The organism is Streptomyces sp. NPDC048659 (genome assembly GCF_040650575.1).
Taxonomy (GTDB): domain Bacteria; phylum Actinomycetota; class Actinomycetes; order Streptomycetales; family Streptomycetaceae; genus Streptomyces.
Genome location: NZ_JBEZHM010000015.1, coordinates 98,361 through 113,291, shown reverse-complemented (window position 1 = coordinate 113,291; position 14,931 = coordinate 98,361). Strand labels below are relative to the sequence as shown.

The 14,931-nt window shown below is 68.7% G+C and carries 10 protein-coding genes; all 10 read left to right on the top strand.

The window, feature by feature from the left end; translation table 11 throughout:
* The first annotated feature begins 122 nt into the window (after nt 1–122).
* Complete coding sequence (locus AB0C99_RS14580; protein ID WP_362474525.1) at nt 123–2,513, top strand: ABC transporter family substrate-binding protein; 2,391 nt, start codon at nt 123–125, stop codon at nt 2,511–2,513.
* A 341-nt stretch (nt 2,514–2,854) separates the two neighbouring features.
* Entirely contained in the window at nt 2,855–4,756 is a 1,902-nt protein-coding gene (gene typA / locus AB0C99_RS14575; RefSeq protein ID WP_362474523.1) for a translational GTPase TypA, read from the top strand.
* Between the two features lie 450 nt (nt 4,757–5,206).
* Nucleotides 5,207–6,844 carry an ABC transporter substrate-binding protein gene (locus tag AB0C99_RS14570; RefSeq protein ID WP_362474520.1) on the top strand — a complete coding sequence of 546 codons (1,638 nt, stop codon included), beginning with the start codon at nt 5,207–5,209 and terminating at the stop codon, nt 6,842–6,844.
* A gap of 173 nt (nt 6,845–7,017) precedes the next feature.
* Nucleotides 7,018–7,950 (top strand): ABC transporter permease, encoded by a 933-nt coding sequence (locus AB0C99_RS14565; protein ID WP_362474622.1) that lies wholly within the window; start codon nt 7,018–7,020, stop codon nt 7,948–7,950.
* Nucleotides 7,943–8,899, top strand: coding sequence for an ABC transporter permease (locus tag AB0C99_RS14560; RefSeq protein WP_362474517.1), 957 nt, complete (start codon nt 7,943–7,945; stop codon nt 8,897–8,899). Before AB0C99_RS14565 ends, AB0C99_RS14560 begins: the two co-directional genes overlap by 8 nt.
* Nucleotides 8,900–8,909: 10 nt before the next feature.
* On the top strand, nt 8,910–9,965 hold the full coding sequence (locus tag AB0C99_RS14555) for an ABC transporter ATP-binding protein (RefSeq protein WP_362474514.1): 1,056 nt from the start codon (nt 8,910–8,912) through the stop codon (nt 9,963–9,965).
* On the top strand, nt 9,958–11,043 hold the full coding sequence (locus AB0C99_RS14550) for a dipeptide ABC transporter ATP-binding protein (protein ID WP_362474511.1): 1,086 nt from the start codon (nt 9,958–9,960) through the stop codon (nt 11,041–11,043). The genes AB0C99_RS14555 and AB0C99_RS14550 overlap by 8 nt, the downstream gene beginning before the upstream one ends.
* 214 nt (nt 11,044–11,257) lie before the next feature.
* A complete protein-coding gene (locus tag AB0C99_RS14545; protein WP_362474508.1) occupies nt 11,258–12,883 on the top strand; it encodes an ABC transporter substrate-binding protein in 1,626 nt (541 codons plus the stop codon).
* 110 nt (nt 12,884–12,993) lie between these two features.
* Nucleotides 12,994–13,917: an ABC transporter permease gene (locus AB0C99_RS14540; RefSeq protein ID WP_362474505.1), complete on the top strand. Its 924-nt coding sequence runs from the start codon at nt 12,994–12,996 to the stop codon at nt 13,915–13,917.
* A complete protein-coding gene (locus AB0C99_RS14535) occupies nt 13,910–14,926 on the top strand; it encodes an ABC transporter permease (RefSeq protein WP_362474502.1) in 1,017 nt (338 codons plus the stop codon). The genes AB0C99_RS14540 and AB0C99_RS14535 overlap by 8 nt, the downstream gene beginning before the upstream one ends.
* Nucleotides 14,927–14,931 lie beyond the last annotated feature (5 nt).

The following is a 14,931-nucleotide window of genomic DNA, read 5'->3' as shown; positions in this document are numbered from 1 at the left end:
GCCGGCCGCGCCGCCGTGTCGGCGTGGCCGGATCCGGTCCGTCCTTTTCAGTGGATGAGCAGTAGGTGTGATCATCTCCAAATGGCATAAAAATGGACGAACTGGATTAAGGGGTATAAGTCATGTCCCAGGTCGGCGCCCCTCGCGGGAGGACATGCTCCAGGAGCCCCCGCTCCCGCACGCTCCGCTCCGTGGCCACCCTCAGCAGTGCCGTGCTCGCCCTCGCCGTGCTGGCCGGATGCAGCTCCGGCGACGGCGCCGACGAGACCCCCGGCGCCGCCCAGGACAACGCTCCCGCCGGCCGCGAGCAGGTCGCGGACGGAGGCACCCTGCGCTGGGCCGTCGACGCGCTGCCCACCACCCTCAACGCCTTCCAGGCCGACGCGGACGGCGCCACCAACCGGATCGCTGCCGCCGTGCTACCCGCCCTCTACACCCTGGACGGCCGCGGCCGGCCGCAGCTCAACCCCGACTACCTGGAAACCGCCCAGGTCGTCGAGACCGAGCCCAAGCAGGTCGTCCTCTACAAGCTCAACCAGCAGGCGGTCTGGAGCGACGGGCGCGAGATCGGCGCCGCCGACTTCGTCGCCCAGTGGCGCGCGCTGAGCGGCCGGGACACCGCGTACTGGACCGCGCGCAACGCGGGCTACGAGCGGATCGAGAAGATCGAGCGCGGCAAGAACGACCTGGAGGTGCGGGTCACCTTCGGCAAGCCGTACGCCGACTGGCGCTCGCTCTTCACCCCGCTGTACCCGAAGCAGGTGATGGGCTCCCCGAACGCCTTCAACGACGGGGCGCGCACCGACCTCAAGGCCACCGCGGGACCGTTCCTGCTGAAGGCGGTGGACCGCAAGAGCGGCGACGTCACCCTCGCGCGCAACCCGCGCTGGTGGGGGCAGACCGCCAAGCTCGACACCCTCGTCCTCAAGGCCGTCCCCCGCGCCGACCGGGCCGCCGCGCTCGCCGCCGGGACGCTCGACCTCGCCGACGTCGACCGCTCCGCCGCCGAGCGGATCGCGCTCGCGGTCCGGGACGCCCAAGCCGGCCGCTCCGGCGGGCAGGCCCTCACCCACGGCCCCGGCGCCGGGATCACCCCCGCCGCCGCCCTGCGCTCCTGGGCCCTGGCGCACGGCTCCGACGAGGAGAAGGCCGCCGAGGTGCAGGCCGCCCGGGAGAAGAACCAGCAGGCCATCGCCCGGTACGCGGCCGAGCAGGACGGCCTGGCCCGGTTCGTCGTGCGCAAGTCCCTGGAGCCCGCCTACACCCAGCTCTCCCTCAACGGGGAGTCCGGCGCGCTGTCCGACGAGCGGGTCCGCCGGGCGGTGGCCCGCGCGATCAACCGCCAGGAGCTCGCCGACACCGTGCTGAAGCCGCTGGGCCTGCCCGCCACCCCGCCCGGCAGCCACCTGGCGCTCGCCGGGCAGGCCGCGTACGCGGACAGCAGCGACGCCCTGGGCGACCAGGACACCCAGGAGGCGCGGGCGCTCCTCGCCGACGCGGGCTGGGTGCCCGGCGGCGCGTTGAAGAAGCCGGCCGGGGCGAAGGCGGGCAGCGCCGCCGAGAAGGCCGCGAAGGACGCGGCGAAGGAGGGCGGGGAGAAGGCCGCCGAGAAGACCTCCGAGAAGACGGACGAGAAGGCCGCGGGCCGCAAGGACGCGGACACGGCCTCCGACGACGGGCTCTACATCGTCGGCGACGACAAGCCCGGCGCGCGCCGGGCCGCCCCGCTGATCGGCGCGGGCGGTCCCGAGAACGGCACCAACATCCTCGCCCCCGCCCCCGTCGCCGCCCTCCAGAGCGCGGCCCTGCTGCGCCAGGCCGAGGCGTTGGAGACCGGCACCGGCGCGGGCGCGGCCGAGGCCAAGGGCGCGGCGGGCGCCTACGCCCCGCGCGGCTCCGCCGCCCCGGCGGCCGTCGACGCGGGGACCGCCGCCGCCCAGGCGCTGGGCAAGGACGGCAAGCCGCTCAGCCTCCGCTTCGTCCTGCCCTCGGGGCCGGGCTCGGAGTCGCTGCGGGCGGTGGGCGACCGGATCGTCCGGATGCTCGACGCGGTGGGCATCCGCACCTCGGTGACGAAGGTCTCCGACGACAGCTTCTTCAAGGACCACATCGCCTCCGGCGACTACGACCTGGCCCTCTACTCCTGGCCCGCCAGCGCCTTCCCGGCCACCGACGCCCGGCCGATCTTCGCCAAGCCGGAGCCCGCCTCGGACGGCTCGCTGCTGGTCGAGCAGAACTACGCCCGGGTCGGCACCGACCGTATCGATCAACTGTTCGACCAGGCGGTGGCCACCCTCGACGAGGACGAGTCCCGCGACCTGGTCCGCCAGGCCGACGCCCGGATCTGGGCCGCCGCCGGCTCCATCCCGCTCTACCAGCGCCCCCAGCTGGTCGCCGCCAGGACCGACCTGGTGAACGCCGGCGCCTGGGGCCTGGCCGCCCCCCGCTACCAGGACATCGGCTACAAGAAGCCCGCGTCCGCACGCGGAGCGGAGCGCAACACCCGCAAGTGAGCGCATTACCCTAAAGCCGCCGAAAGTCCAAGTCGCAAGCTCAGAAGCAGCTCAAGTTCCTTGCCCGCCGGTGACCCCGGCGGGCAGGATCGCATCGGCCCCTTGACCCGGCCGCACGCCTTCTCACCACGCTCCCCGCCGTACGTCCACGCGGCGGGACGCCTCCGCTCCAGGTGCCCCCGACGCCCGCGGAACCCCCCAGTAGAACCCCTCGGATCCCGGGTGGGGAAGCCCCTTGCACGGCAGCCCCGTACCATAGGACATAGCCGTGGCGCGTCCGCCCGGCGGGCGTAAGAGGAACTGACGCCGCATCCCACGATCCGAGAGAAGCGCAAGCACCCATGCCCACGCGCCACGACATCCGTAACGTCGCCATCGTCGCCCACGTCGACCATGGCAAGACGACCATCGTCGACGCCATGCTCAAGCAGGCCGGTGCCTTCGCCGCCCACCAGCAGCTCGACGACCGCATGATGGACTCGAACGACCTGGAGCGTGAGAAGGGCATCACGATCCTCGCCAAGAACACGGCGGTGAAGTATCACCCCAAGGACGGCGGGGCCCCGATCACGATCAACATCATCGACACCCCCGGCCACGCCGACTTCGGTGGCGAGGTCGAGCGCGGTCTCTCGATGGTGGACGCGGTCGTCCTCCTGGTGGACGCCTCCGAGGGTCCGCTCCCGCAGACCCGCTTCGTGCTGCGCAAGGCCCTCCAGCAGCGCAAGCCCGTCATCCTCTGCATCAACAAGACGGACCGCCCGGACTCCCGGATCGACGAGGTCGTCAACGAGACCTACGACCTCTTCCTCGACCTGGACGCGGACGAGGACCAGATCGAGTTCCCGATCGTCTACGCCTGCGGCCGTGACGGCATCGCCTCGCTGACCAAGCCGGAGAACGGCACGGTCCCCGCGGACAGCGACAACCTGGAGCCGTTCTTCAACGCCATCCTGGAGCACGTCCCGGCCCCGGTGTACGACGAGGAGGCCCCCCTCCAGGCCCACGTCACCAACCTGGACGCCGACAACTTCCTCGGCCGCATCGCGCTGCTCCGCGTCGAGCAGGGCGAGCTGCGCAAGGGCCAGACGGTCGCGTGGATCAAGCGGGACGGCAGCATCTCCAACGTCCGCATCACCGAGCTGATGATGACCGAGGCGCTCACCCGCAAGCCCGCCGAGGTGGCCGGCCCCGGCGACATCTGCGCCGTCGCCGGTATCCCGGACATCATGATCGGCGAGACGCTGGCCGACCCGGAGAACCCGATCGCGCTGCCGCTGATCACGGTCGACCAGCCGGCGATCTCCATGACCATCGGCACCAACACCTCGCCGCTCGTCGGCCGCGGCGGCACCGGCAAGGGCGCGGACGCCAAGTCCGCGGTCAAGCAGCGCAAGGTCACCGCCCGCCAGGTCAAGGACCGCCTCGACCGCGAGCTGATCGGCAACGTCTCGCTCCGCGTCCTCGACACCGAGCGTCCGGACGCCTGGGAGGTCCAGGGCCGTGGTGAGCTCGCGCTCGCCATCCTGGTCGAGCAGATGCGCCGCGAGGGCTTCGAGCTCACCATCGGCAAGCCCCAGGTCGTCACCAAGGAGGTCGACGGCAAGGTGCACGAGCCCGTCGAGCGCCTCACGGTCGACGTGCCCGAGGAGCACATGGGCGCCGTCACGCAGCTCATGGGCGTCCGCAAGGGCCGCATGGACAACATGTCGAACCACGGCTCCGGCTGGGTCCGCATGGAGTTCGTCGTTCCGTCCCGCGGCCTCATCGGCTTCCGTACGGAGTTCCTGACCAACACCCGCGGCACGGGCATCGCCCACTCGATCCACGAGGGCCACGAGCCGTGGTTCGGCACCCTGACCACCCGTAACAACGGCTCCCTGGTCGCCGACCGCGCCGGTGCCGTCACCGCCTTCGCGATGACGAACCTGCAGGAGCGCGGCGTGCTGTTCACCGACCCCGGCACCGAGGTGTACGAGGGCATGATCGTCGGCGAGAACTCGCGCTCCGACGACATGGACGTGAACATCACCAAGGAGAAGAAGCTCACCAACATGCGCTCCGCCTCCGCCGACTCCTTCGAGGCGATCGTCCCGCCCCGCAAGCTGTCCCTGGAGCAGTCCCTGGAGTTCTGCCGCGACGACGAGTGCGTCGAGGTGACCCCGGAGGCCGTGCGCATCCGCAAGGTCATCCTGGACCAGAACGCGCGTGGCCGCGCCTCCTCGCGCGCCAAGAACGGCTGACGCCAAGCGCCGGTGTCGCGAGTGTCACGTGCGCACCCGCGCGCGTGACGCTCCGAAGGGCCCGGCCCCCGCCTGAAGAGGCGGGGGCCGGGCCCTTTTTCAACGTTTAGTCAAGTTCATTACGGAACCCCACTGTCCGGATATCGGTCGTCGCTCTCCGGAACATGTGTTAACAGTCCGTTTCGTCGGTGTCTGTCTGTGCTCGCTTTGTCCGGATTTCGGTCTTCGGTGGCTTGGCGATGTTGTCAAAACGAGACCACTTAAGTGTGGTTTACGGCCCGGACGTACTTAATAGTTGGCTCCATTGAGCTCGGGTCAATGGGTCACGCACTGTGGGGAGTGCCGACTCACGAGCACACTCGGGACACTTGAGTGCAACGCCGTCAGGGGTGTCGGCAGCGCTCGGAGTGTCCCTCTTGTAGTGACAAGTGGACTCATGAGGAGGAACCCATGCGCGGTGCCAAGAGCGCCAAGTGGGTAGCGGGCGCGATCGTCGTCGCCCTGGCAGCGACCGCCTGTGGCGGGGGTAAGAGCGACGGCGGCAGCGACGCCAAGGGCGCTGTTGACCCGAACGGCATCTTCTCCATCGAGCTGGGCGAGCCTGAGAAGCCCCTGCTCACCGGCGACACGATGGAGTCGAACGGCTCCGCCGTCATGGCCGGCCTGTTCTCGACCCTGGTCGACTACAAGCCCGACGGCTCGCTGGAGATGATCAACGCCGAGTCGGTCACCACGACGGACTCGAAGACCTGGACCGTCAAGCTCAAGCCGGGCTGGACCTTCCACGACGGCACCCCGGTGACCTCGAAGTCCTTCGTGGACGCGTGGAACTGGAACGCCAACGTCAAGAACGCCCAGGGCCTCTCGTCCTGGTTCGAGGACTTCGTCGGCTACGACAAGGTCCACCCCGAGGGTGAGGGCGCCAAGCCCACCTCGGACAAGATGGACGGTCTGAAGGTCGTCGACGACAACACCTTCACCATCGAGCTCAAGAAGCCGGTTCCGTACTTCGCGCACAAGCTGGCGTACATCGTCTTCGCGCCGCTGCCGCAGTCCTTCTACAAGGACCCGAAGGCCGGCGGCGAGAAGCCGGTCGGCAACGGTCCCTACAAGTTCAAGTCGTGGGACCACAAGAAGCAGATCGAGATCACCCGCTTCGACGGCTACAAGGGCCCGAACAAGGCGAAGAACGGCGGTGTGGTCTTCAAGAACTACACCACCCTCGAGGCCGCGTACGAGGACCTGAAGTCGGGCAACGTCGACGTCCTGCGTCAGCTCGCCCCGAAGGACCTGCCGGTCTACCGCCAGGACCTCGGCGACCGCGCGGTCGACCAGGCGTACTCCGCGATCCAGACGATCGCCGTCGCCTTCTACGCCGACCAGTGGAAGAAGCCGAAGCCGGTCGACCCGAAGGTCATCCAGGGCCTCTCGATGGCGATCGACCGCGCCACCATCACGAAGACGGTGCTCAACGGCACCCGTGAGCCGGCGACCGGCTGGGTCGCCAAGGGCGTGCTCGGCTACCAGCCGAACGCGGTCGAGGTCACCAAGTTCGACCCGGCCAAGGCCAAGGAGCTCATCGCGGCCGGCGGCGGCGTCCCCGGCAACAAGATCTCCATCCAGTACAACGCCGACGGTGGGCACAAGGAGTGGGTGGAGGCGGTCTGCAACAGCATCACCCAGGCCACCAATGTCCAGTGCGTCGGCGACGGCAAGCCGGACTTCCAGGCCGACCTGACCGCTCGTAAGACGAAGCAGGTCAAGTCCCTGTACCGCTCCGGCTGGGTGCTCGACTACCCGGTGAACGCCAACTTCATCTCGGACCTGTTCCGCACGGGTGCGGGCGGCAACCAGGGTGACTTCTCCAACAAGGAGCTGGACGCCAAGATCGCGGCGGCCGACTCGGTCAAGACCCTCGACGAGTCCGTCAAGGCGTACCAGGCCATCGAGAAGGACCTGGTCAACTACATGCCGTCGATCCCGCTCTGGTACTACAAGGTCAACGCGGGTTACTCGGAGAAGGTCACCGGCGTGGCCTACGGCCAGGACGGCGACCCGATCCTGACCGGCGTCGAGGTCAAGAAGTAATCACCCAAGCGTAGTCCGCTCGCCGCAGCGCGGGGCTGACGAATCGTCAGCCCCGCCTCGGTGCCTTACGCAGTGGCTGGGGGGCCCTTCCGCGACATCAGCATGCCCGAACGCGGGCAGGCTGTCGGGGGAGGGCCCGTCGGCTGCGGCCGTCACATCTCAACGGAGGCATGATGGGGCGCTATGTCGCACGACGACTGCTCCAGATGATCCCGGTTTTCTTCGGGACAACCCTGCTGATCTTCCTCATGGTGCACGCCCTGCCCGGTGACCCCGTGCTGGCGATGTTCGGTGACAAGGGCGCGGATCCCGCGACCCTCGCCGCGAAGCGCCATGAGCTGGGTCTCGACAAGTCACTGCCGGAGCAGTACTTCGTCTATATGCGGGACATGCTCCTGCATTTCGACTTCGGTACCCAGATCCGCAATGGTCGCCCGGTCACCGAGGTTCTCGGGGCCGCGTTCCCCGTCACGCTCCAGCTGGCCACGCTGGCCTTCGCGTTCGAGCTCATCTTCGGCATCGGTCTCGGCATCATCGGTGGTCTGAAGGCGGGCAAGCTCGCGGACAACTCGATCCTGATCTTCACCCTGCTGATCATCTCGATCCCGGTCTTCGTGCTCGGCTTCTTCATCAAGATGGTCTTCGCCGACAACCTGCACTGGATCGACCCGAACGTCAGCAACGACGCTCTGTGGTCCGAGATGATCGCCCCGGCGATCGTCCTCGGCGGTCTGTCCCTCGCGTACGTGACCCGGCTGACCCGGACCACGATGGCGGAGAACCTGCGCGCCGACTACATGCGCACGGCCGTCGCGAAGGGCCTGCCGAAGCGCCGCATCATCGGTGTCCACCTGATGCGCAACTCGATGATCCCGGTCATCACCTTCCTGGGCACCGACATCGGCGCGCTCATGGGCGGTGCGGTCGTCACCGAGAAGATCTTCAACATCAAGGGCGTCGGTGGTCTGATCGCCGAGTCGATCTCCCGTCGCGAAGGCGGCACCCTGGTCGGCCTCGTGACGATCCTGGTGATCGTCTACCTCCTCACCAGCCTTTTCATCGACCTGCTGTACGCGGTCCTGGACCCGAGGATCCGTTATGCCTGACGTGACCAAGACCGCGGCCCCCGTCGACGGCGGCGTCGCCTCCCCCTCTGCCGACGCAGCCGCGCCGGCGCCGGCGAAGGCCGAGAAGACGCGCAGCCTCTGGGGCGACGCGTGGACCGACCTGCGCCGCAACCCGTACTTCATCGTCTCCGCGGTGATGATCTTCTTCCTGCTGCTGATCGCCGTCTTCCCGGGCCTCTTCACCAGCGCCTCGCCGACCAGCGGCGACCTGGTGAAGCACTTCCTCGGCAAGCCCGAGCTGGGCCACATCGGCTCGCCCGAGTGGTTCGGTTACGACGGCCAGGGCCGGTCCGTGTACGCCCGCCTGATCCACGGCACCCGCGCCTCGATCATCGTCGGCGTCTGCGTCACCCTGATCGTCACGATCTTCGGCGGCCTGATGGGCATGATCGCCGGTTACTTCGGCGGCGTGACCGACGCGGTCCTCTCCCGGATCACCGACATCTTCTTCGGCATCCCGTTCCTGCTCGGCGCCATGGTCGTGCTCCAGTCCTTCACCGAGCGCACCGTCTGGGTCGTCGTCGGAGCGCTGGCCTTCCTCGGCTGGACCCAGATGGCCCGCGTCATGCGCGGCGCCGTGATCACGGTCAAGCAGGCCGACTACGTCCACGCCGCCACGGCGCTCGGCGCCGGCACCACGCGGATCCTGTTCCGGCACATCCTGCCGAACGCCATGGCCCCGCTGATCGTCGTCGCCACCATCTCGCTCGGCGGTTACATCTCCGCCGAGGCGACCCTGTCCTACCTGGGTCTGGGCCTCGCCTCCCCGACCGTCTCCTGGGGCGTCGACATCTCCACCGCCGTCGACCAGATCCGAGTGGCCCCGCACATCCTGCTGTGGCCCTCGATCATGCTGAGCATCACCGTGCTGGCATTCATCATGCTCGGCGAAGCGGTCCGCAACGCCCTCGACCCGAAGATGCGCTGAGGAGGGCGTAGTGACCATCATCGACAATCCCGCGACGGTCCCCGCGCCGCGTGGCGGCGACCAGACCGGTCCGCTGCTCGAAGTCCGTGACCTGCACGTCGAGTTCCACACCCGCGACGGTGTGGCCAAGGCGGTCAACGGCGTCAACTACTCGGTGAACGCCGGGGAGACGCTGGCCGTGCTCGGCGAGTCCGGCTCCGGCAAGTCCGTGACCGCCCAGGCCATCATGGGCATCCTCGACATGCCGCCCGGCAAGATCCCGCAGGGCGAGATCCTGTTCCGCGGCCAGGACATGCTCAAGATGTCCAACGAGGAGCGCCGGCAGATCCGCGGCCGGAAGATCGCGATGATCTTCCAGGACGCGCTGTCCTCCCTCAACCCGGTCCTCTCCGTCGGCTACCAGCTCGGCGAGATGTTCCGCGTGCACCACGGGCTCTCCAAGAAGGACGCCAAGCTCAAGGCCATCGAGCTGATGGACCGGGTCAAGATCCCCGCCGCCAAGGCGCGGGTCTCCGACTACCCCCACCAGTTCTCCGGCGGTATGCGCCAGCGCATCATGATCGCCATGGCGCTGGCCCTGGAGCCGGACCTGATCATCGCGGACGAGCCCACCACGGCGCTCGACGTGACCGTCCAGGCCCAGGTCATGGACCTGCTCGCGGAGCTCCAGCGCGAGTTCAACATGGGCCTGATCCTGATCACCCACGACCTCGGCGTCGTCGCCGACGTCGCGGACAAGATCGCGGTCATGTACGCGGGCCGGATCGTCGAGCAGGCCCCGGTGGGCGAGCTCTACAAGCGCCCGGCCCACCCGTACACCCGCGGCCTGCTGGACTCGATCCCGCGCCTGGACCAGAAGGGCCAGGAGCTCTACGCGATCAAGGGCCTGCCGCCCAACCTGCTCCGCGTCCCCACCGGCTGCGCCTTCAACCCGCGCTGCCCGAAGGCCACGGACATCTGCCGTACGGAGATCCCGGCCCTGGCGCCGGTCACCGAGCAGGACGGCACCGATCTGCCGGGCCGCAAGAGCGCCTGCCACTTCTGGAAGGAGACGATCCATGGCTGAGCCCAGCACGAACGACGAGGCCGTGGTCGCGGCCCTCGACGCCCCCGTCGAGCGCGGTGAGCCGATCCTCCAGGTGCGCAACCTGCAGAAGCACTTCCCGCTGACCCAGGGCATCCTCTTCAAGAAGCAGGTCGGCGCGGTCAAGGCCGTGGACGGGGTCTCCTTCGACCTCTACCAGGGCGAGACCCTCGGCATCGTCGGCGAGTCCGGCTGTGGCAAGTCCACCGTCGCCAAGCTGCTGATGAACCTGGAGCGGGCCACCGCGGGCGAGGTCTTCTACAAGGGCCAGGACATCACCAAGCTGTCCGGCCGCGCCCTGAAGACCGTGCGCCGCAACATCCAGATGGTCTTCCAGGACCCGTACACCTCGCTGAACCCGCGCATGACGGTCGGCGACATCATCGGCGAGCCCTTCGACATCCACCCCGAGGTGGCCCCGAAGGGCGACCGGCGCCGCAAGGTGCAGGACCTGCTGGACGTCGTCGGTCTGAACCCGGAGTACATCAACCGGTACCCGCACCAGTTCTCCGGCGGCCAGCGCCAGCGCATCGGCATCGCCCGCGGTCTCGCGCTCAACCCCGAGATCATCATCTGCGACGAGCCGGTCTCCGCCCTGGACGTCTCCGTCCAGGCGCAGGTCATCAACCTGATGGAGAAGCTGCAGGACGAGTTCAACCTGTCCTACATCTTCATCGCGCACGACCTGTCGATCGTCCGGCACATCTCCGACCGGGTCGGCGTGATGTACCTCGGCAAGCTCGCCGAGATCGGCACGGACACCGAGATCTACGAGCACCCGACCCACCCGTACACGCAGGCGCTGCTCTCCGCGGTGCCGGTGCCGGACCCCGAGGCCCGCGCGAACCGCGAGCGGATCATCCTCACCGGTGACGTGCCCTCGCCGGCCAACCCGCCGTCGGGCTGCCGCTTCCGCACCCGCTGCTGGAAGGCCGAGGAGCGCTGCAGCTCCGAGATCCCGCTGCTCGCCGTCCCGGCGCGCTTCCGCGGGGTGGACACCCCGGCCGCGCACGAGTCCGCGTGCCACTTCGCCGAGGAGAAGACGGTCCTCTCCGTCTGATCCCCCCGGGCGTACGAGGCCCCCGGCACCCGCAAGGGCGCCGGGGGCCTTCGCGTGCCCGAGCCCGGGTCCGCCCGCGCCCGAGCCCGGGTCCGCCCGCGCCCGGCGGGCCGCCGGCCGGGCCCGTTCATCCGGACGCCGTAAAAGTGCACTCCCGTCAATATCGGGTGATATTGGGGCCTAAGTCAGACTGAGGACATTCGGGAGGCACTCCATGCGTGGAGCCACGCACGCCAAGTGGGCCGCTCTGGCCACCGCCGTCGCCCTCGCGGCGACCGCCTGCGGCGGGGGCGGCGACAGCGGCGGCGGCGGGGCCGGGGGCACCGTGAGCTCGTCCTGGGGCGACCCGCAGAACCCGCTGGAGCCGTCGAACACCAACGAGGTGCAGGGCGGCAAGGTCCTCTCCATGATCTTCCGGGGGCTCAAGCAGTACGACCCGAAGACCGGCGCGGCGAACAACATGCTGGCCGACAAGATCGAGACCACCGACTCGACCAACTTCACCATCACCCTCAAGGACGGCTGGACCTTCTCCAACGGCGAGAAGGTCACCGCGAAGTCCTTCGTCGACGCCTGGAACTACGGCGCCAACCTGAAGAACAACCAGAAGAACGCCTACTTCTTCGGCTACATCGACGGCTACAGCCAGGTCCACCCCGACAAGGGCGAGCCGACCGCCCAGACCATGTCGGGCCTCAAGGTCGTCGACGACAAGACCTTCACCGTCAAGCTGTCGCAGAAGTTCTCCACCTTCCCCGACACGCTCGGCTACGCCGCCTTCGCCCCGCTGCCCAAGGCGTTCTACGACGACCACGCCGCCTGGCTCTCCAAGCCGGTCGGCAACGGCCCGTACACCGTGGACTCCTACTCCAAGGGCTCCCAGATGGTCCTCAAGAAGTGGGACGGCTACCCCGGCGCCGACAAGGCCCAGAACGGCGGCATCACCCTCAAGGTCTACACCGACAACAACACCGCCTACACCGACCTGACGGCCGGCAACCTCGACCTCGTCGACGACGTGCCCGCCTCGCAGCTCAAGAACGTCTCCGCCGACCTCGGCGACCGGTACATCAACACCCCCGCCGGCATCATCCAGACGCTCTCCTTCCCCTTCTACGACCCGGCGTGGAACAAGCCCGGCCAGGAGAAGATGCGCACCGGCCTGTCGATGGCGATCGACCGCAAGCAGATCACCGAGACGATCTTCCAGAAGACCCGCACACCCGCCCAGGACTGGACCTCGCCGGTGCTCGGCGAGAAGGGCGGCTTCAAGGACATCTGCGGCGACTCCTGCGTCTACAACCCCACCGAGGCGAAGAAGCTGGTCGCCGAGGGCGGCGGCATCCCCGGCGGCACGATGAAGATCTCGTACAACGCCGACACCGGCTCCCACAAGGAGTGGGTGGACGCCGTCTGCAACTCCATCAACCGGGCGCTCGGCAACAACACGGCCTGCGTCGGCAACCCGGTCGGCACCTTCGCCGACTACCGCAACCAGGTCACCCAGGGGAAGCTCAACGGCCCCTTCCGGGCCGGCTGGCAGATGGACTACCCGCTCATCCAGAACTTCCTCCAGCCGCTGTACTACACCGGCGCCTCCTCGAACGACGGCAAGTACACCAACCCCGAGTTCGACAAGCTGGTGAACCAGGCCAACGCCGAGACCGACACCACCAAGGCCGTCGGGCTCTTCCAGCAGGCCGAGACGGTCCTGAAGAACGACATGGGCGCCATCCCGCTCTGGTACCAGAACGGCAGCGCCGGCTACTCGGACCGGGTCGAGAACGTGATGCTCAACCCGTTCAGCGTCCCGGTCTACGACCAGATCAAGGTCAAGTGACCTCGTAGCAGGTCGGCTGCGTTCGGCCCGGCCCGCGGACCTCCGCGCCGGGCCGTACGCGCTCCCGACGCCCGCCCACCCGCCCACCTCCCCCCGCTCCGGAGGCTTCCATGGGTCGCTATGTGATCCGGCGGCTGCTGCAGATGATCCCGGTCTTCTTCGGCGCCACGCTGTTGATCTTCCTGATGGTGAACGTGATGGGCGACCCCATCGCCGGACTCTGCGGCGACCGGGCGTGCGACCCGGCCACCGCCGCCCAGCTGAAGAAGGAGTTCGGACTCGACAAGCCGGTCTGGCAGCAATACCTGATCTACATGGGCAACGTCTTCACCGGCGACTTCGGCACCGCCTTCAACGGGCAGCCCGTCACCGAGCTGATGGCCAGCGCCTTCCCGGTCACCATCCGGCTCACCATCGTCGCGATCCTCTTCGAGATCGTCATCGGCATCAGCCTCGGCGTCCTCACCGGCCTCAAGCGCGGCCGGCCCGTCGACACCACCGTGCTGCTGCTGACCCTGGTCGTCCTCTCCGTCCCCACCTTCGTCACCGGCCTGCTGATCCAGCTGCTGCTCGGCGTGAAATGGGGCTGGATCAAACCCGCGGTTTCGCCCGAGGCGCCCTTCAGCGAGCTGATCGTCCCCGGACTGGTCCTCGCCTCCGTCTCGCTCGCGTACGTCACCCGGCTCACCCGGACCTCGATCGCCGAGAACCGGCGCGCCGACTACGTCCGCACCGCGATCGCCAAGGGCCTCCCGCGCCGCCGGGTCATCACCCGCCACCTGCTGCGCAACAGCCTGATCCCGGTGGTCACCTTCATCGGCGCCGACGTCGGCGCGCTGATGGGCGGCGCCATCGTCACCGAACGGATCTTCAACATCCACGGCGTCGGCTACCAGCTCTACCAGGGCATCGTCCGCCAGAACACCCAGACCGTGGTCGGCTTCGTGACCGTCCTCGTCCTGGTCTTCCTGCTGGCCAACCTCCTGGTCGACCTCCTGTACGCCGTCCTTGACCCGAGGATTCGCTATGCCTGAGCCGCGCGAACCGTTTGAGCCCCTCGAGTCGTACGGCGAAGAGGGCCGGGCCATCGCCTCCACCGGCGCCGGCGGCGCGGCCGACCTCGCCACGGCCGAGGCGGAGACCCTGGAGGGCGGCCCCGGCGGCCCCGGCGGCCCCGAGGGCACCGGCGCCGACAAGAAGGCCCGCTCCCTGTGGTCCGACGCCTGGCACGACCTGCGCCGCAACCCCGTCTTCATCGTCTCGGCGCTCGTCATCCTCTTCCTGGTGGTCATCTCCATCTGGCCCTCGCTGATCGCCTCCGGGGACCCCCTCGACTGCGACCTCTCCAAGGCCCAGGAGGGCTCCCAGCCCGGCCACCCCTTCGGCTTCAACGGGCAGGGCTGCGACGTCTACACCCGGGTCGTCTACGGCGCCCGGACCTCCGTCACCGTCGGCGTCCTCGCCACCCTCGGCGTCGCCCTCCTCGGCGGCGTCCTCGGCGGCCTCGCCGGCTTCTTCGGCGGCGCCTGGGACGGCGTGCTCTCCCGGATCACCGACGTCTTCTTCGCCATCCCCGTCGTCCTCGGCGGCCTGGTGCTGCTGTCCGTGGTCACCAGCGCCACCGTCTGGCCCGTGATCGGCTTCATGGTGCTGCTCGGCTGGCCCCAGCTCTCCCGGATCGCCCGAGGCTCCGTCATCACGGCCAAACAGAACGACTACGTCCAGGCCGCCCGCGCGCTCGGCGCCTCCAACTCCCGGATGCTGCTGCGGCACATCGCGCCCAACGCGATCGCCCCCGTGATCGTCGTCGCGACCATCGCGCTCGGCACCTACATCGCCCTGGAGGCGACCCTCTCCTACCTGGGCGTCGGCCTGAAGCCGCCGACCGTGTCCTGGGGCATCGACATCTCCTCGGCCTCGCAGTACATCCGCAACGCCCCGCACATGCTGCTCTGGCCGGCCGGCGCGCTCGCCGTCACGGTGCTCGCCTTCATCATGCTCGGCGACGCGGTGCGCGACGCCCTCGACCCCAAGCTGAGGTAGCCGAC

Coding starts and splice junctions, on each gene's coding strand:
- AB0C99_RS14580 (WP_362474525.1), top strand. CDS start 123: ATGTCCCAGGTCGGCGCCCCTCGCGGGAGGACATGCTCCAGGAGCCCC.
- typA (WP_362474523.1), top strand. CDS start 2,855: ATGCCCACGCGCCACGACATCCGTAACGTCGCCATCGTCGCCCACGTC.
- AB0C99_RS14570 (WP_362474520.1), top strand. CDS start 5,207: ATGCGCGGTGCCAAGAGCGCCAAGTGGGTAGCGGGCGCGATCGTCGTC.
- AB0C99_RS14565 (WP_362474622.1), top strand. CDS start 7,018: ATGGGGCGCTATGTCGCACGACGACTGCTCCAGATGATCCCGGTTTTC.
- AB0C99_RS14560 (WP_362474517.1), top strand. CDS start 7,943: ATGCCTGACGTGACCAAGACCGCGGCCCCCGTCGACGGCGGCGTCGCC.
- AB0C99_RS14550 (WP_362474511.1), top strand. CDS start 9,958: ATGGCTGAGCCCAGCACGAACGACGAGGCCGTGGTCGCGGCCCTCGAC.
- AB0C99_RS14545 (WP_362474508.1), top strand. CDS start 11,258: ATGCGTGGAGCCACGCACGCCAAGTGGGCCGCTCTGGCCACCGCCGTC.
- AB0C99_RS14540 (WP_362474505.1), top strand. CDS start 12,994: ATGGGTCGCTATGTGATCCGGCGGCTGCTGCAGATGATCCCGGTCTTC.
- AB0C99_RS14535 (WP_362474502.1), top strand. CDS start 13,910: ATGCCTGAGCCGCGCGAACCGTTTGAGCCCCTCGAGTCGTACGGCGAA.